This is a genomic window from Streptomyces sudanensis, from assembly GCF_023614315.1.
In the GTDB taxonomy this organism is placed as follows: domain Bacteria; phylum Actinomycetota; class Actinomycetes; order Streptomycetales; family Streptomycetaceae; genus Streptomyces; species Streptomyces sudanensis.
This window is the reverse complement of the sequence record NZ_CP095474.1, coordinates 273376-290409: the sequence shown is the minus strand read 5'-3', so window position 1 is coordinate 290409 and position 17034 is coordinate 273376. Positions and strand designations below refer to the sequence as shown.

General features: G+C 75.5%; 21 protein-coding genes. 13 read left to right on the top strand and 8 right to left on the bottom strand.

Features of this window, described 5'->3' with window-relative positions; genetic code table 11:
• Positions 1-1252: ergothioneine biosynthesis glutamate--cysteine ligase EgtA (gene egtA, locus MW084_RS01325; protein WP_275563428.1), on the bottom strand; the 1252-nt coding region annotated here is incomplete at its 3' end.
• Between the two features lie 135 nt (positions 1253-1387).
• Here egtA and MW084_RS01320 point away from each other — a divergent pair.
• The 3 genes from MW084_RS01320 to MW084_RS01310 all read left to right on the top strand — a co-directional run bounded on the left by MW084_RS01320 (position 1388) and on the right by MW084_RS01310 (position 3997).
• Entirely contained in the window at positions 1388-2227 is an 840-nt protein-coding gene (locus MW084_RS01320; RefSeq protein ID WP_010473763.1) for a TIGR02452 family protein, read from the top strand.
• 170 nt (positions 2228-2397) lie between these two features.
• On the top strand, positions 2398-2676 hold the full coding sequence (locus tag MW084_RS01315) for a hypothetical protein (protein ID WP_029553746.1): 279 nt from the start codon (positions 2398-2400) through the stop codon (positions 2674-2676).
• A 136-nt stretch (positions 2677-2812) separates the two neighbouring features.
• Entirely contained in the window at positions 2813-3997 is a 1185-nt protein-coding gene (locus tag MW084_RS01310) for a thiolase family protein (protein WP_010473765.1), read from the top strand.
• 67 nt (positions 3998-4064) lie between these two features.
• On the opposite strand, the gene trxA is transcribed toward MW084_RS01310, so the two are convergent.
• Together trxA and MW084_RS01300 are read right to left on the bottom strand one after the other, a co-directional pair.
• Positions 4065-4454 carry a thioredoxin gene (trxA, locus tag MW084_RS01305; protein WP_010473766.1) on the bottom strand — a complete coding sequence of 130 codons (390 nt, stop codon included), beginning with the start codon at positions 4452-4454 and terminating at the stop codon, positions 4065-4067.
• Positions 4455-4650: 196 nt separating this feature from the next.
• Positions 4651-5235 (bottom strand): helix-turn-helix domain-containing protein, encoded by a 585-nt coding sequence (locus MW084_RS01300; protein ID WP_010473767.1) that lies wholly within the window; start codon positions 5233-5235, stop codon positions 4651-4653.
• A gap of 117 nt (positions 5236-5352) precedes the next feature.
• Here MW084_RS01300 and MW084_RS01295 point away from each other — a divergent pair, with 117 nt between their 5' ends.
• The 6 genes from MW084_RS01295 (at position 5353) to MW084_RS01270 (ending at position 9817) form a co-directional block, all read left to right on the top strand.
• The gene (locus MW084_RS01295) at positions 5353-6189 is read left to right on the top strand and encodes an EamA family transporter (protein ID WP_010473768.1); all 837 of its coding nucleotides are present in this window, start codon (positions 5353-5355) and stop codon (positions 6187-6189) included.
• 53 nt (positions 6190-6242) lie between these two features.
• A complete protein-coding gene (locus MW084_RS01290) occupies positions 6243-6896 on the top strand; it encodes an FMN-binding negative transcriptional regulator (RefSeq protein ID WP_010473770.1) in 654 nt (217 codons plus the stop codon).
• A 43-nt stretch (positions 6897-6939) separates the two neighbouring features.
• Positions 6940-7647, top strand: a complete 708-nt coding sequence (locus tag MW084_RS01285; protein WP_010473771.1) for a B3/B4 domain-containing protein — start codon at positions 6940-6942, stop codon at positions 7645-7647.
• Positions 7648-7761: 114 nt separating this feature from the next.
• Entirely contained in the window at positions 7762-8301 is a 540-nt protein-coding gene (locus MW084_RS01280) for a hypothetical protein (protein ID WP_029553747.1), read from the top strand.
• Between the two features lie 49 nt (positions 8302-8350).
• Positions 8351-9307: a Rieske (2Fe-2S) protein gene (locus MW084_RS01275; protein ID WP_039829758.1), complete on the top strand. Its 957-nt coding sequence runs from the start codon at positions 8351-8353 to the stop codon at positions 9305-9307.
• A gap of 51 nt (positions 9308-9358) precedes the next feature.
• Complete coding sequence (locus MW084_RS01270) at positions 9359-9817, top strand: SPW repeat domain-containing protein (RefSeq protein ID WP_010473774.1); 459 nt, start codon at positions 9359-9361, stop codon at positions 9815-9817.
• A gap of 110 nt (positions 9818-9927) precedes the next feature.
• Here MW084_RS01270 and MW084_RS01265 read toward each other — a convergent pair whose 3' ends face one another.
• Entirely contained in the window at positions 9928-10449 is a 522-nt protein-coding gene (locus MW084_RS01265; RefSeq protein ID WP_010473775.1) for a DUF1360 domain-containing protein, read from the bottom strand.
• 295 nt (positions 10450-10744) lie between these two features.
• Here MW084_RS01265 and MW084_RS01260 point away from each other — a divergent pair, with 295 nt between their 5' ends.
• From MW084_RS01260 to MW084_RS01245, 4 genes are all read left to right on the top strand, one after another.
• Positions 10745-11944 carry a hypothetical protein gene (locus MW084_RS01260; RefSeq protein WP_010473776.1) on the top strand — a complete coding sequence of 400 codons (1200 nt, stop codon included), beginning with the start codon at positions 10745-10747 and terminating at the stop codon, positions 11942-11944.
• 9 nt (positions 11945-11953) lie between these two features.
• Positions 11954-12544, top strand: coding sequence for a hemerythrin domain-containing protein (locus tag MW084_RS01255; protein ID WP_010473777.1), 591 nt, complete (start codon positions 11954-11956; stop codon positions 12542-12544).
• Positions 12545-12660: 116 nt separating this feature from the next.
• Positions 12661-13176 (top strand): DUF2243 domain-containing protein, encoded by a 516-nt coding sequence (locus tag MW084_RS01250; RefSeq protein WP_010473778.1) that lies wholly within the window; start codon positions 12661-12663, stop codon positions 13174-13176.
• Entirely contained in the window at positions 13173-14057 is an 885-nt protein-coding gene (locus MW084_RS01245; protein ID WP_010473779.1) for a cytochrome c oxidase assembly protein, read from the top strand. Before MW084_RS01250 ends, MW084_RS01245 begins: the two co-directional genes overlap by 4 nt.
• 126 nt (positions 14058-14183) lie before the next feature.
• On the opposite strand, the gene MW084_RS01240 is transcribed toward MW084_RS01245, so the two are convergent.
• The 4 genes from MW084_RS01240 to MW084_RS01225 form a co-directional block, all read right to left on the bottom strand.
• Positions 14184-14636, bottom strand: coding sequence for a VOC family protein (locus MW084_RS01240; RefSeq protein WP_010473781.1), 453 nt, complete (start codon positions 14634-14636; stop codon positions 14184-14186).
• Between the two features lie 257 nt (positions 14637-14893).
• Positions 14894-15667: a DUF3618 domain-containing protein gene (locus tag MW084_RS01235; protein ID WP_010473782.1), complete on the bottom strand. Its 774-nt coding sequence runs from the start codon at positions 15665-15667 to the stop codon at positions 14894-14896.
• Positions 15643-16086, bottom strand: coding sequence for a phage holin family protein (locus MW084_RS01230; RefSeq protein ID WP_010473783.1), 444 nt, complete (start codon positions 16084-16086; stop codon positions 15643-15645). Before MW084_RS01230 ends, MW084_RS01235 begins: the two co-directional genes overlap by 25 nt.
• Before the next feature lies 1 nt (position 16087).
• Positions 16088-16672 carry a hypothetical protein gene (locus MW084_RS01225; protein WP_078572009.1) on the bottom strand — a complete coding sequence of 195 codons (585 nt, stop codon included), beginning with the start codon at positions 16670-16672 and terminating at the stop codon, positions 16088-16090.
• Positions 16673-17034: the final 362 nt, after the last annotated feature.

The following is a 17034-nucleotide window of genomic DNA, read 5'->3' as shown; positions in this document are numbered from 1 at the left end:
ATGTGCGGATCCGGTCGTCGGCCGGGCAGCGGCGCCGCAGCACGAACCGCTCGTGGAAGGCGGCCACCGCGTCCCGCACGGCGGTGGGCGCGCCCGAACGGGACAGCGACCCGAGGGCGAGCCGGAAGCACTCCACGGCGGCCCGGTGCAGCGCGGGCGCCCCCGGGCCGTCCCGGATCGCCGCCCGCCAGTGCGCGTCCCCCGGAGCGGGAAGCGACCCGGCCGCCCCCACCGCCGGCAGCAGCGCCCGGTACGCCGCGTCGGCTGCCTCCGGTTCGTCGAACAGCGCCGCCGTCACCGCCAGGGGGACGATCCAGCCGTCGTCGCCGGACTGCGCGTCCAGCATCCGCAGTTCCAGATGGGTGCCGCGCGGGCGCACGGGCGGGAACAGCGTCGTCAGGTGGTAGTCGAGGTCGGCGCGCGTCGGCGGGCGCGGCACCCCCGAGCGCAGCCACTCGCGGAACGTCAGCCCCTCCGGCACGGCCCAGGGCCCTTCGGCCGCGCGGACGCACATCACCGGCGTGTCCAGCGCGTGCCGCGCCCACGCGCCGCGCGGCTCCGGCCCGGCGGGCGCGGCGCCCCGCAGCGGGTCGATGCCCGCCCACAGCGACTGGCGGGTGGACCGCAGGCCGGTCGGGCGGCCGTGCAGGACGGGGGAGTCGGCGAACGTGGCGACGAGCACCGGGCCCAGCAGGTGGGCCAGCCGCCACCGCCGCTCGTACCCGAGGGGGCCCGGCTCCTCGTACCCGGTGTCCAGGCACACCTGCACGGACGCCGAGTCGCGCATCATGGCCCGTCCGGCGGGCCCCCAGCGGTCGAGGTAGGTCTCCATCGCGTCGTAGCGCGGCTCGCGCAGCAGCCGTTCCCGCGCGGGCAGCCAGGGATCGGTGCCGGAGCCGGTGAGGACGAGCCCGAGGCGGGCGAGCGCGGAGCGCACGGCGGACAGGTCGGCGGAGACGGCGGCCACGCACGCGGTGAGCGAGGCGGCGGGCGGCGAGCTGAGCTCCAGCTGCCCGCCGGGTTCGAAGGTGAGGGACGAGCGCAGGTCCAGGGCGCGCAGATCGGCGAAGGCGGCGCGCAGCCGGTCGTGGGGGACGGGCAGGTGCGGACGGTGCAGGTCGTGGACGAACCACTCCAGTTCGACCCCGACCCTGCCGGGCGGGCCGGTCTTGAAGCAGATGCACCGGAGCAGGTCCTCGGCCTCGTCCTCGGGCAGTGCCGGACCGGTGTCCGGGAAGGCGCTCGGCGGCATGGGCGGCTCCTCCTGTCGGGGGCGTACCGTCCCACCTAAGCCACCGTCACCGGCCCGCACAAGACCGCCTGTACGGGCGCCGCCCGCCGGACAAACCCGTTGCGGTGCCTCCGCGCGATCACGACGATGACGGACATGAACGCACGTCTGCGCGGGATCGCGCGGGAGACCGAGGAGATCGTCTCGACGGGCCGGTACCGGGTCCCGGGCGGCGAGGTCCGCATCGCCGAGCAGGTCGCCCGGGCCCTGGCCGGCACCACCCTGCACGGCCCCGACCCCGTCCCCGCCGACCCGGACACCGGCCGGGCCACCCGCGTGGAGGTCACCGGCGAGTCCAGCACCGAGGCCGCCCGGCGACTGGCCGGCGCGGCCCCCGGCGACCCGGTAGCCGTCCTCAACTTCGCCTCCGCCCGCAACCCCGGCGGCGGCTACCTGAACGGCGCCCGGGCCCAGGAGGAGGACCTGTGCCGCGCCTCCGCCCTGTACGCCACCCTGCTGCGCGTCCCGGAGTACTACGACCACCACCGCGCCGACCGCGACCCGTTCTACACCGACCGGGTCGTCCACTCGCCGGGCGTGCCGGTCTTCCGCGACGACCGCGGCCGGCTCCTGGACCGCCCGTACACGGTGGGCTTCCTGACGTCGCCCGCCCCCAACGCGGGCGTCATCCGCGCCCGCATGCCCGAGCGGGCCGCCCGCATACCGGCCGCCCTGGCGTCACGCGCCGAACGCGTCCTGGAGACGGCCGCCGCCCACGGCTACCGGCGCCTGGTGCTGGGCGCCTGGGGCTGCGGGGTCTTCCGCAACGACCCGGCCGAGGTGGCGGGCGCCTTCCGGGCGCTGCTCACCGGGGAGGGCCGGTTCGCCGCCCACTTCGACGAGGTCGTCTTCGGCGTGCTGGACCGCACGGAGGAGGGGCGGACACGGGCCGCGTTCCGCGCGGCGTTCGCGCCGGCGCGGGACGCGCGGCGCTGACGGGGACCGCCGCCCCGGCCGGGAGGGCGCCGCGGCGGGTGCCCGCAGGCCGCTCGTGCCCGGCGCCGGGACCGCCCGTCCGGTGCGCACGCCTCGCGCCGGGCCGCGCCCGCCCCTCCGGCGCACCCCCGAGGTGCGCGGGGCGCCGCGCTTCCCCTAACGTCACGCCCATGAGCACACATCACCCGCACCCGCAGCGCATGGAGATCCTGATCGTGCCCGAGCACGCGGAGGGGCGCGACGCCGCGCACCTGGCGGACGTGGCCATCCGCTCGGCCGTGGTGGAGGTCACCGGCGAGACCGGCGCCTCCGGCTACCCCCGGTACGCCGGCGGCGGCATGGTCGCGGACATCGACCCCGAGACCCGTACCGTGGAGGCGCTCCTGGTGGACGGCTCGGAGCTGGACTACGGCCTGTCGGCGCGGGTCGCGGAGCCGCACGAGGAGTGAGGGCGGCACCGGGCGGCCGTTGACACCGGCCGCCCCCGGGCCGGAGACTCGCCCTTGTCGATGGTGAATACACGTTCACCGTACATACGCGCCCGTGCGGAACCGCACGGGCGCACCAGGCTGTGGGAGAGCCCCGATGAGCATCCGCGACGTCTACATCGTCGACGCCGTCCGCACACCGATCGGCAAGGCCGGCGGTGCCCTCTCCTCCGTACGCCCCGACGACCTCGCGGCACACGTCGTGCGGGCGCTGGTCGACCGCACGCCGGACCTCGACCCGGCGCGGATCGACGACGTCTACTTCGGCGACGCCAACGGCGCCGGCGAGGACAACCGCGACGTGGCCCGCATGGCGGTCCTGCTGGCCGGCCTGCCCGTCACGATCCCCGGCGTGACCGTCAACCGCCTGTGCGGCTCCGGCCTGGAGGCGGTCGTGCAGGCCGCCCGCGCCATCGCCCTGGGCGACGCCTCGGTCGTCCTGGCGGGCGGCGTCGAGTCGATGTCGCGCGCCCCGTGGGTGGTGCCCAAGCCCGAGCGGGCGTTCCCCGCCGGGCACCAGCAGATGTACTCGACGACGCTCGGCTGGCGCATGGTCAACCCGAGGCTGCCGGACGAGTGGACCGTGCCGCTGGGCGAGAGCGCCGAGCAGATCGCCGACAAGCACGCCATCAGCCGCGAGCAGCAGGACGCCTACGCGCTCGCCAGCCACCGCAAGGCCGCCCGGGCGTGGGCGGACGGCTTGTTCGACGGCGAGATCGCCCCGTACGAGGGCGTGGACCTGGCCCGCGACGAGTGCATCCGGGACACGACCTCCATGGAGGCCCTGGCCAAGCTGAAGCCGTCGTTCCGCAAGGACGGCCGGGTGACCGCGGGCAACTCCTCGCCGCTGAACGACGGCGCGGCGGCGCTCCTCCTCGTCGACGAGGAGGGCCTGCGCGCCTGCGGCCGCGAGCCGCTCGCCCGGATCCGCGCGTCGGCGGTGACGGGCATCGAGCCGCAGCTGTTCGGGCTCGGTCCGGTGGAGGCGGTGCAGCGGGCCCTGGGCCGGGCGGGCCGCACCTTCGCCGACCTGGCGCTCGTGGAGCTGAACGAGGCGTTCGCGGCGCAGGTGCTCGGCTGCCTGGCCGAGTGGCCGGAGCTGGACCCGGCGATCGTCAACCCGCGCGGCGGCGCCATCGCCATCGGCCACCCTCTCGGCGCGTCCGGCGCCCGCCTCGCGGGCTCGGTCGCCCACCAGCTCGCCGCGGCGGGCTCGGGCACGGGCGTGGCGGCGCTGTGCATCGGGGTGGGGCAGGGCATCGCGGTGGTCCTGGAGCGGTGAGACGCCGCGGGGTCCCGTCCGGTCACGTCACCGGACGGGACCCCGCCGCGTCCGCGCCCGCCGGTTCTCAGCGGTCGCCGCCGGGGGCGCCGCCACCCGCTTCGGCCTTCTCGATCGACTTCCGCACGGCGTCCATGTCCAGCCCCCGCGCCTGCCCGATGACGTCCTCCAGGACGGGCTCGGGAAGCGCGCCGGGCTGGGCGAACACGGCGACGTTCTCCCGGACGATCATCAGGGTCGGGATCGACTGGATGTCGAAGGCGGCGGCGAGCTCCTGCTGCGCCTCCGTGTCGACCTTGGCGAACACCAGGTCGGGGTGGCGCTCGGAGGCCTTCTCGTAGACCGGGGCGAACCGGAGGCACGGACCGCACCACGACGCCCAGAAGTCGATCAGGACGAAGTCGTTGTCCGACACCACCTGGTCGAAGTTCTCCTTGGTCAGTTCGATCGTGCTCATGCCGTCCGCCTCTCAGGGGTCCGTCGGTGCCCCGCACAACGGGGCCCGGGGTCGTGGCTATTCCCCTGCCCCCGGGGGAGGGGCGTCACGCCGCCCGGGCCGCCCGGCGGATCCCTCCGGAGACCGGACGGGCGTGCCGTACGGCGCGGGGGAGGAGTGGCGGCGCGCGGCGCGGACAGGAGCCCGTCGGCCGTCCTCAGCCCGCGGAGGCGGGGCCGGGAGGCAGGTGGACCGTCATGATCAGGTGGCACGCCCCGTCGCCCGCGCCCCGGTAGGCGTGGGGGGCGTCCCCGTCGAAGGTGGCGGTCTGCCCGGCCTCGACGGTGTGCTCGGCGCCGTCGACGGCCAGGACCATCCGGCCGGAGACGACGCTGACGGTCTCCACCACCCCGGCCTGGTGGGGGTGGCTGGGGTACTCCTCGCCCGGCTCCAGCCGCCAGCGCCACACCTCGACGGGAGCCGGCCCCGAGGTCGTCAGCACGAGCCGGGCCTCGCCGCCCCGCTCCCCGGACCACAGGGGCGCCACGGCGTCGGCGGCCACGACGCGGACGCGGCCCTCGGGCGGCCCCTGCATCAGCGCGGACACCGGGACGCCGAGGGTGTCGGCCAGCCGCACCAGGGTGGCCAGGTTGGGGTTGCCCTGGGCCTTCTCCAGCCCCACCAGGGCGCCCTTGCTGACCTGGGCGCGGCGGCTGAGCTCCTCCAGGGAGAGGCCCGCGCGGACCCGGGCCGCCCGGACGTTGCGCGCGACCGTCCGCAGGGCCGCGGCCGTCTCTGCCACCTGATCACCATCCTCACAGCGGGACCGTCCGGATGCGCCGCCAGGTCGTTCGGTTGACGACGTCCGGTCGCTCTGTTGTACGGTTCGGTCGTTCCATTGAATGTTAAGGGATGTGCCGTGATCGCTCTGCTACTGGCCCTGGGCAGCTCGCTCGCCTACGGCTGCGCCGACTTCCTCGGCGGCCTGGGCGCCCGCAGGGCCCATGTGCTGCGTACCGTGATGATCGCGGCCCCCGCCTCCCTCGCGGTCGAACTGCTGCTGTGGCCGGTCCTGGGCGCCTCGTTCAGCACCGGCGCCCTCGTCTGGGGCGCCGCCTCCGGAGTCGCCTCGGCCGCCGCGTTCGCCCTGCTCTACCGCACCCTGGCGATCGGCCCGATGAACGTGCTGTCGCCCGTCACCGCGCTGGTGTCCGCCGCGCTTCCGGTCGCGGTGGGCCTGCTGCAGGGCGAGCGCCTGAGCACCGCCGGGCTGGTCGGGCTGCCGCTGGCGCTGGCGGCGGTGGTGCTGGTCAGCGCCGGGCACGGCGCCGGAGCGGTGCGCCCCTCGCGTACGGCACTGCTGCTGGCCTTCGGCGCGGGCGCCGCCATCGCCCTCCAACTGGTCTGCCTCCACCAGACGCCGTCCGACAGCGGGGTGGCACCGCTGATCGTGGGCCGGGCGGTGTCCTCGGCCGTCACCCTGGCCGCTGCGGGCGTGATGTACCGCAGACTGGGCTCCGAGCGGCCCGCGTACGCGATGTCGGCCGCCGCGGGCGCGCTCGACTCGGTGGCGAACCTGCTGTTCCTGCTCGCCGCCCGCGGCGGGGACCTCGCCGTCGTCGCCGTGATCACCGCGCTCTACCCGGCCGGCACCGTCCTGCTCGCCCGCGCCGTGCTCGCCGAACGCATCCACCGCGGCCAGCTCGTCGGCCTGGGCACCGCCGCCGTCGCCGTCAGTCTCCTCGCCCTGAGCTGAGGACCCGGGCGGGCCCCGCCGCCCGGCCGCACACCCCCGTAAGGAGAATCCGCATGTTCATCCAGCCCTGGGACGCCGCCCTGGACGAGGCCGAGTGGCGGACCTGGATCGCCGAGGGCCACGACTTCGGGACCCTGAGCGTCAACGGCCCGCCCGGCCGCCCGCCCGTCGCCGTCCCCACGCACTTCGCCGCCGGCGAGAGCGACCTCCTGATCCACCTCGCCCGCCCCAACCCGGTGTGGGAGGCGATCGAGAACGACCCGAACGTCCTGTTCACCGTCTTCGGCGACTACGCCTTCGTCCCCGGGACCTGGCGCGCCAAGGCCGGCACCCCGCCCACCGACGGCGTCCCCACCAGCTACTACGCGGCCGTCCAGTTCACCTGCCGCGCCCACGTCGTCGACGACCCCGAGGTCAAGGCCGAGCTGCTGCGCCGGCAGATGGCCCACTTCCAGCCCGACGGCGACCACGCCCCCATAGCCGCCGACCGGCCCCCCTACGGCCGGATGCTGTCCGGCATCCGCGGCCTGCGCCTGGAGGTCACCGAGGTACGGGCCAAGTTCAAGTACGACGACCACAAGCCCGTCGAGCACCGCGCCGCCGTCGCCGACCGCCTCGCCGCCCGCGACCGCGGCCTCGACGTCCCCACCGCCCTCCAGCAGCGCCGCCGCCTCGACCGCGTCGGCGTCTGGAAGCCGAGGCCCTGACCCCACCCGGCCGCACCCCCGCAGGAAACGGAAAACCCCTCCCATGCCCGACTTCCGTCTCGCCCCCGCCGTCGCGGACGCCTTCCCCGACACCCTCGTCGTCCTGGTCACCGCCACCGGCCTGCGCGTCGGCGAGCCCTGGCCCCGGACCGCCGCCGCCGTGGCGGACCTGGAGCGGGAGCTGGCCGACGGCACCTGGCGGCCCGCCGACGAGACCGACCCCCGCATCGGGTCGTGGCACGCCGCCTACCGCTCCTTCGGCACCAACCCGCGCCGCGTCCGCCCCAGCGTCGACGCGCTCGGCCGCCGCCTCGCGAAGAAGGGCACGCTGCCGCGCGTCAACCCGGCCGTCGACTCCTACAACGCCGTCTCCGTCCGCCACGGCCTGCCCGCCGGCGCGTTCGACCTCGACCACGTCGCGGGTGACGTCGCCATCCGCCACGCGGACGGCACCGAGACCTTCACCCCGCTCGGCGAACCCGGCACCGTCGAGCACCCCGGGCCCGGCGAGATCGTCTACGCGGACACCGCCGGAGTCCTGACCCGCCACTGGAACCACCGCGACGCCCACCGCACCCGCGTCACCGAGGACTCCGTCCGCGTCGTCTTCATCCTGGAGACCCTCCACGCCGCCCGCGACGGCCGGCTCCTCGGGACCGCCGCGGACGAGCTGCGGGACCTGCTCGCCCCGCACGCGGAACGGACCGCCGTGCACCACCTCGACCCGGCGCGGCCCCTGACCGCCGTCTGAGGGCCCCTCACCCGGCTCCCCGGAGCCGGGGGTTCCCCGTGCGAGACCTTCGGCCGGGGGCGGCCGGACACCTCGGGGCGGGTCAACCGCGCCGCGCCGGGTACCCGGCGCCCCATGATGAAACGCGTCGTGTGGCAAGGACTGGTGGCCGGTGCGGTGGGCGGTGTCGTGACGACGCTGGGCGAGAAGATCGAGCAGGGCCTCACGGGCCGGCCCGACTCCCACGTCCCGGCACGCGTACTGGAACGCCTTACCGGCATGGCCGAGCGGCCCGGCAGGCAGCCGCTGCCCGTGAACTGGGCCATGCACTTCGGCCAGGCCGCGGCGCTGGGCGTCCTGCGCTCGGTGATGGCCCAGGCGGGCCTGCGCGGCCCGGTGTCCTCGGCGAAGTTCGCCGTGGTCCGCCTCACCAACGACCAGATCCTGGAGAACGCCACCGGTGTCGGCGCCCCGCCGCAGACCTGGCCCCGCAAGGAACTGGTGGTGGACCTGGTGCACAAGGCCGTCTACGCCTTCGTGACGGGGGCCGTCGCCGACGCCCTGGCGTCCGCCGACGGCCCCGGCCCCGGACAGCGCCACGCCGCCGTCCGCCCCGGGCGCCACTCCGGCGTCGGCCCGATCCCCCGCGAGGACTCCCACGCACGCGGCCGATGAGCCGCGCCCCCGGCGTTTCCCCGCCCCGCGACGGGCTACTCGCTGCGGCATGGAGCGATCACTGATGCGTTATCGCGCGGCGAGGACCGCGCGGCGGCTTCTCCCCTCGGCCGACGGGCCCGGGCACGTCCTGCGGGGCATGGACCGGCTGGAGCGGTGGTCGGGGGCGGACCGGCTGATCGACAGGATCCGGGCGGCGGTCCGGGCGCTTCCCCTGGGGGCCGGGCGGGACGCGCTGCACGGGCGCTGGCTCGGGCACCCGGTGCACCCGCTGATGGTGCAGATGCCGATCGGCATGTGGCTGTCGGCGGCCCTGCTCGACCTGCTGCCCGGCCGGCGCCGCGGAGCGCGGACCCTCGTCGGCGCCGGGCTGGCCGGGGCGGGACCGGCGGCGCTGGCCGGCTGGGTCGACTGGGCCGAGCTGCCCAAGCAGCAGCAGCGGGTGGGGCTGGTGCACGCGACGGCCAACGTCACCGGCGTCGCCCTGTACACCGCCTCGTACGCCGCGAGGCGCCGCGGACGCGACCGGCGCGGCAAGGCCCTGGGGTTCGCCGGGCTGGCCGTGGTCTTCGCCGGCGGCGCGCTGGGCGGCCACCTCGCCTACCGCCAGGCGTCCGGCGCCAACCACGCCGAACACGTCCCGCACCTGGTCGAACCCGGCTGGCACGCGGTGGGGGAGACCGGCGAGTTCCCGGTGGGGCGCCCGGTGCGGCGGCAGGTCGGCGAGGTCGCGGTCATGGTGGTCCGAGAGGAGACGGGCGCCTTCCACGTGCTCGCCGACCGGTGCAGCCACATGGCCGGGCCGCTGTCGGAGGGGGAGATCGAGGACGGCTGCGTGCGCTGCCCCTGGCACGGCAGCGTGTTCCGGCTGGCCGACGGCTGGAACGTGCGCGGGCCCGCGACGGCCCCCCAGCCGTCCTTCGACAGCCGTGTCGTCGGCGACCGCCTGGAGGTACGCCTCCGGCACCTCGCCGGAACCGGCGACGGCTCCGGCGCGGCGGCGTGAGGCCGCGCGCACCGGAGCCGCGCCCACCGAAGTGACGAAGGGAGCGGAAGCATGGTCGCCAGGACGATGTCGAGGGCGGGCGGGTCCCCGGCGCCCGAGGAACGGCGGGTGCTCAGGGAGGGGGTGCGGGACCAGATCGTCAGCCTGCTGCTGGCGCTGACGGCGGTCGCGCTGTTCGTCGCCCCCTGGGTCACCGGGGAGCCCGACACCGCCAAGGACGCCCACCGCAACGAGCTGGCCGTCGGGATGGTCGTGCTGTTCGTGGCGATGGCCCGGTTCAAGTGGCACCTGGGCAGGTGGGCGGATCTGGTGGTGCTGACCGCCGGCGCCTGGCTGGTCGCCTCCCCGTGGCTGCTGGGACTGCGCAACACGGTGGTCTTCGCCGACGGGGCCCATGTGTTCGACGTGGCCGCGGGGAGCGTCCTGATCGTGCTGTCGGTCGTCTCGCTCCTGCTGTACCGGGCCGCCGCGCGGGACGACCGCGGAAGCGGACGGCACCGCAGGGACTGAAGGAGGCCGCGGGGGCCGGGGGAGGAGCCCCGTGACGGATCCGGGGGCGGTCGCGGGGGGCGGATCCGGGGCGGTCGCACGGGATTGCGACCGCCCCGGATCCGCCGCCGTCACTCGCCGCCGGTGACCTTCTCGGTCAGGGCGCTGTAGCTCAGCTGCAGGACGTCCGCCCCGGCGAGCGCGGTGAGGGCGCCCGTGACCGTGCGCGTCGCCCGCGGCCACAGCAGCCCGGCGGCGGTCAGCGTCGTGACGGTCCACACGCTCAGGCAGAACGGGCACGACACCAGCTCGCCCACCGTGTGCGTGGCACCGCCGCGCGGCTCCTCGTGCACCTCGGCGGGCGCCTGCGGCCCCTGGTACTCGGTGAAGGGCGCCCGCAGGGGGCGCGTCACCGAGCCCTTGCTCACCAGCCGGCTCAGCCGGAAGGCCGCCACCGACGTCAGCGCCAGGTCCCAGGGCTCCGGCCGCTCGGGAAGCGGGAGCCCCCGCGACCGCACGGCCGCCGTCCACGCGGCCGTGTAACCGGCGAAGGCGGCGAGCGCCGCGGCGTGGCCGCCCATCGAGGAGGGCTCGCCCTCCCCGGAGTAGGCGTGGCGCAGCCGCCCGGCGATACGTGTGATCAGCTCCGACATCTCGTTTCCTCGCTCCTCGCGCGTCGGTGACCCGGCACGGGTGCCCCCGCGGACCCGCACGAATCCACGGCCCGCTCCCGGCCGGACGGGGCCGGCGGGACGCCCGGGGCCGCCCCGCGCGATGCGGCGGGCCGGTGGGCCACCTGGACCACCGCGCTGGTGGGCCCCGGGACGGAGCGGTAGGCATGGAAAGAAACCGGCCATATCCATGTGGATCGCGCCGTTGTGCCTCATAGAGCGCGCATCCCGGGTACACGGCCCCCGCTGTCATCCCCCACCCGCGAAGGAAGCGTCCATGACGTTCAACCCACTGGAGCAGCGCGGCATCCCGCTGGACCGCCAGGTCCGCACCTGGCGGGAACTCGACGTGCCCCCGATCGACCCGGACCACTGCGACCCGTACACCCGGTGCCGGATCATCACCATGAACGGCATCGAGGTCGAGGCGATCCTGTTCAGCCACCAGATGGCGCGCCACACGGTGGACCCCGAGGTCAAGCGGCAGCTCGCGCAGGTCCGCTACATCGAGGCGCAGCAGCAGAAGGCCGTCAACTGGCTCCTCCCGGGCGTGTCCTCGGTGCTGGAGACGACGATCGCCTACGAGCAGGTCGCCGTCGACCTGACCGCCTGGGTCGCGCGGATGGAACCGGACCCGTACCTCAAGCAGGCGTACCAGTTCGGCGTGCTGGAGGACTTCGACCACCTGTACCGGTACACGAACCTCTACGAGATGATCGAGCACCGCAAGGCGGAGGCGATCGTCGACGGGCTGACCGAGGTCATGCCCGGCCGCCCCACCCGCTTCCACCACCGTGACCCGGTCGACAACGTCCGCGACCCGTACGCCAAGGACAGGACGAACCCGCTGTCGAAGCTGCACGCGCTGACGATCATGTCGGCGGAGCAGCAGACGATGAACTTCTACATGAACACCGGCCCCACCTACATGGAGCCGATCGCCCGCCAGCTCTACCAGGAGATCGGCCTCATCGAGGAGGAGCACGTCACCCACTACGAATCCCTCGTCGACCCGGGGGAGACGTGGTGGGAGCAGCTGGTCAACCACGAGTACAACGAGTGCTACCTCTACTACTCCTTCATGGAGCAGGAGAGCGACCCCAAGGTCAAGGCCCTCTGGGAGCTGCACCTCAACATGGAGCTGGAGCACCTCCACGCCGCCTGCGACCTGATGCGCCGCCACGACGGCCGGGACCCCGCGCAGGTGCTGGCCCCCGAACTGCCGAACGTGCTCACCTTCGAACCGAACAAGGAGTACGTGCGCGAACTGCTGGCCACGCAGATCGACCTCACCACCCTGGGCGCCGGGTACGTGCGCGAGGCCCACGAGCGGTTCGAGGCGATGCAGGCGCGGCTCCACGGCGGCGAGGCGCCGCCCAGCGACCGGGTCATGGCCGACCACCGGGAGATGTTCGGCCGGGAGTACCGCCTGGAGACCGAGGGCGAGCACCCCGACCCGGCCCTGCGGGAGAAGTGAGGAGACGCCATGGAGAAGACCGCGCCCACCCCGCACGCCGGGGACGACAACGCGCCGGACGACGACGTCGTGTCGCTGCTGATGCGCCAGCACGGCGACATCCGCAACCTCTTCGACGAGGTCGAGAGCACCGCGGGCGACGAGCGGCGGGACGCGTTCCGCCGCCTGGTGCGCCTCCTGGCCGTGCACGAGACGGCGGAGGAGGAGGTCGTGCACCCCTTCGCCCGCCGCAACCTGCCGGGCGGCGACGGGGTCGTGGAGCAGCGGCTCGCCGAGGAGCGCGAGGCCAAGGAGGCCCTGTCCGCCCTGGAGGACATGGACCCCGACTCCCCGGACTTCACGGCACGGCTGCTGGAGCTGCGGACGGCGGTCCAGGAGCACGCCCGCGCCGAGGAGCGCTACGAGTTCGCCCACATTCGGCGCAGCGGCGACTCCGGGAAGCTCGCCGCGATGGCCCGCGGCGTCAAGGCGGCCGAGGCGATGGCCCCGACCCGCCCCCACCCGGGCGTGGAGTCGGGCACGGCCAACGTGCTGCTGGGGCCGGTCGCCGCGCTCATGGACCGCACGAGGGACGCCGTCCGCTCGGCGATGGGCGGCTGACCGGGAGGAGGCCGGTGCGCGCCGCGGAGACGGGGCGCGCACCGGCCCCGCCGTCTCCGGCCGGGAGCCGGAGGCGCGCGCACGTACGGCCGCGGAGAGGAGAAGAGGAGTACAGCATGGCGAACGGAGCCGCCCCGCCCCGGACCACCATCCGGCCGCAGCGCTCCCTGGCGGTCTTCGCACTGATCGGCGCCGCCCTGATGGCCGCGCTCGACGAGATCGTCTTCCACCAGATCCTGCACTGGCACCACTTCTACGACCGCTCCACTCCCGGCGTCGGCCTGCTGTCCGACGGCCTGCTGCACACCGCCGAGATATGCGCCCTGGCCGCCGGCGCGGTCCTCTACGCGGACCTGCGCCGGCTCCGCGCGCTGTCCCCGCCGCACGCCCGGGCCGGACTCCTCCTCGGCCTGGGGGGCTTCCAGGTCTTCGACGGCGTCGTCAACCACAAGCTGCTGCGCCTGCACCAGATCCGCTACGGAGTGGACGTCACCCCCTACGACTGGGCGTGGAACGCCGCCGGGATCCTGCTGCTCCTCCTGGGAGCCGCCCTGGCGCTGCGCGCCCGCCGCACCGCGGACACGCAGGACACGGACGGCCCCGGCGCGGGCGCCCGGCGGGCGGACGGATGAGCCCGGGCGCCGCCCTCCTCGTGAGCGCCGCGGGCCACGGCGCCGGAGGCCACGGCACCGCGGCCCATGGCGCCGGGGGCTTCGGCCAGGTCGCCGCGGTGGTCGCGCTGGCGGCGGCCGCCGCGTACCTCCTGGCCGCCCTCCGCCTGCGGCGGCGCGGCGACGCCTGGCCCCTGCTGCGGGACGCGTCCTTCGTCGCCGGCTGCGCGGCCTTCGCCCACGCGATGACGGTGCCGCTCCCCGGCGGGCCCTTCACCGCGCACATGGCGCACCACGTCGTCACGGCCATGGCCGCCCCCCTCCTGATGGTCCTCGGGCGGCCCGTGACGCTGCTGCTGCGCGCCCTGCCGCCCGGCCGGACCAGGCGCGGCCTCCTGACCGCGGCGCACAGCCGCCCCGTCGGATGGCTGGTCTTCCCACCCGTGGCGGCCCTCCTCGACATGGGCGGCCTGTGGCTGCTGCACCACTCGCCGCTCCTGGCCGCCACCCACCACCACCCGCTGCTGAACGCCGCCGTGCAGTTCCACCTGCCGGCCGCGGGGCTGCTCTTCGCGTTCGCCGTGTGCCGCCTCGACCCCGTGCACCGCCGGTGGGGCCTGGCCGTGCGGGGCACCACCCTGCTGGCCGCCGGCGCGGCCCACGCCGTGCTCGCCAAGACGCTGTACGCGACGCCGCCCCCCGGCACCGCCTTCGCCGCCTCCGACCTGCGCACCGGAGCCCAGCTCATGTACTACGGCGGCGACCTGGTCGAACTCGCCCTCGCCGCGGTCCTCGCGGTCGAGTGGTACACGCGAAGGGGCCGCGCCCTCAGGAGGTCCCTCCCGCGCGGCGCCGCCGCTCTCGGCCGGCTCGAACCGGCGGCCGGGGGAGCGGGGGCGTAGGACGCGGGNNNNCANNGCGCGGGACGTACTCGCCGGAGGGACCCTCCGGGCCGGGCGCGGGCCTCCCGCAGCCGGGCGCCCACCGGTGCCGGGAGGCCCGCGCCCGGCGGTGCGCCCAAGCGGCGCTCAGGCCGCGCAGAACTCGTTGCCCTCCGGGTCCCGCATGATCCACCAGTGCCCGGCCGGCCCCTTGTCCACCTCCCTGACCCGCACCGCCCCCAGGCCCTCCAGCCTGGCCACCAGGGCGTCGAGGCCGCCGGGTTCGCCGTGGACGTCGATGTGCAGGCGGTTCTTGCCGGCCTTGGCTTCCGGTACGTCCTGGAAGAGCACGCGCCGGCCGCGGCCGACACCGCTGACCTCGTCGTACGGGTCGTCGGGATGGCGGATCGCGGCGTATCCGCGGAAGATCCTGCGGCCCCGGTGCTCGGCGAGGGCCTCCTCGCCGATCCGTCCGGCGGCCAGCAGCCGCTCGATGAGCGGGGCGGGGTCCTCCACCTCGTACCCCAGGGCCGCGGCCCAGAAGTCCGCGAGGGCAGGGGCGTCCGCGCTGTCGACGACCAGCTTCCAACTCAGTGCCATGGGAACGGTTGTACGGGGAGCGCGGACCGTCCGCAACCACGGGCGGGGGGAGCGCGGACCCTCCGCGACCATGAGTACGGGAGTGCGGCCCCTCCGCGACCGCGGGCGCGGACGGGGAAGGGGCGGCCGTCCCCGCCCCCAGATTCGAACGGACCGCCCCGGTGCGCCCGGCGGCGCCCCGGGGACACGATGCCGCCGGGCCGGTCCGGAGGGACCCGGACCGGCCCGGCGGCATCCGCCCCGGCGCGCGGGGGTGACTAGAAGGTGCCCGGGGTCCTCGGAGTGCCCGGAGTGCCCGGAGCACCCGGGGTACCGGTGGTGCCTGGAGCACCGGTGGTGCCGGTGGTACCGGTGGTGCCTGGAGCACCGGTGGTGCCGGTGGTGCCCGAGCTGCCGGAACCCGGATGGCGCACCTCTTCGGCGACGTGCTGCCCGGAGTCGCGGACCTGCTCCTTCAGGTGCGAGGCCTGCTCCCGGGCCTCCTCGCCGGTGGCGCGGGCGGCTTCCGCTGCGGTGTCCTTGACCTGCGCGGCGGCCTGCCGGGCGGTCTCGGCCGCGTCGTCCTTCAGCCGGTGCGCCGACTCCGCCGCCGCGGCCTTGACCGGCTCCATCATCTCGCCCGCCCGGTCGGAGACGCGGCTCACCGCGCGCTGCTCGGACCTGGTCTCCGGCAGCAGCGAGCCGGCCAGCAGACCCGCGCCGAACGCGATGACCCCGGCCGCCAGCGGGTTGCCCTGCGTCTGCCGCATGGCCTGCTCGGGGGCCTGCTTGACGGCTTCGCCCACCTGCTCGGCGCCGCCCTGCGCGGACCGCGCCATGTGGCGCGTCCGGTCCGCCGCCGCGCTCCCGGTGTCCGAGGCGACGCCCATGACGCGGGCCCGCAGGCCCGACGCCGCCGAGCGCGCCCGGTCCGCACGCCTGCGGACCATCCGCTTGGGGCTGGTCCGGTCGGCCAGCCGGTCGACGTTCTGCGACAGCCTGTCACGGGTCGCTTCGATGTCGGCCCTCACTTGGTCGGGTGACGTGCCCACTGTGCGTCCTCCTTGAGAGTTTCGATCGTCTGCTCCGGCTTCGGCGAGACCTCCCGCATGCGGGACCGGCCGAGCACGAACAGCACGGCCGCGACCACCGCCCACACGGCGGTGACGATGAGCGCGGCCCAGCCGGCGTCCATCACGTTGGCCAGTCCGAACACGGCCGCCAGCGACAGGAACAGGGCCGTCATGTAGCCCGCGAAGCCGGCGCCGCCGAACATCCCGGCGGCCTTCCCCGCCTTCGTGGCCTCCTCCTGGATCTCCACCTTCGCCAGCTTGACCTCCTGCCGGAGCAGGTGCTGCACGTCCGCGGTCACCGCGGCGAGCAGCTCACCGGCCGAGCGTTCCTGGGAGGGTCCCGCCTCGGAGGAGAGGGGATGCGCGCCGCTCCGCGCTCGGGGGGAAATCGTCGCCATCTCACACCACCCGGGGGTATTCCTGCAGTTCCGTGCGTACCGGCTCGCCCACGGGCGGGACCGGCTCCGCGGTCTCCGGCACCTGTCGCGCGACACCGTCGTCGGAGTGCGCGGCCTTGCCGGCCTTCATGAGGCGGCCGGCCACCAGGCCCGCCAGCACCGCTCCGCCGAGGAAGGCGCCCGGACGGCGGCGCGCGAAGCCCTGGAGGTCGCCCACCAGGCCGTCCACGCCCCGCTCCTCCAGGTAGTCCGCCGCGCGGCGTCCGCGGTTCGCGGCCTGCACGACGGCGCTGCGTGCGGGGGAGTCGCCCGACGCGCTCTGCGCCATGCCCTCGAGGTCGTCCGCCCACCGGCGCACGGTGCCGGCGAGCCGCTCCGTCTGGCCCCGGCCCTCGTCCCGGACGCGGCGGCGCAGGTCGCGGACGGCGTTCTCCGCCTGGTGGCGGGCCTCGCCGACGACCGTCTTCGCCTGCTCGGCGGCACTCCCGGCCACCTCGCGGCCCGCCTGACCGGCCTGAGAGGCCGTGACCGAGGCCTGTTCCTTCGCGACCTCGCCCGATTGCCGAACCCGACCGGCATCAGTCATAAGCCACTCCTCCTTAAGCTGCGGATCCCCGTGCGACCGGGGCCCGCCGGATTGTGTGTCGGCCACGCGGGTACCACCGGTCGGCCGTACAAAACAAAGATCAGCGGGGCTTTCCGCCGTGGAACGGCCGAGCGCGGTACGGGACGGGGGCGCCCGGCCGCCGGGAAGGCACCCCCCGGGGCGGGGCCGCGTCCCCCTTGCCGCGACCGCGCGGCGACGAGTCCGGAGGGCACCGGCGGTCCGTACGGGGAGCCCCGTTCCGAGGCGGGACGCGACGGCGACGGCGACGGACCGGGACGCCCGCCGCACGGGACCGGGCGGGGCCGCGTCCCCGGGCAGGGCGCGGGGTCCTACCCACNNNT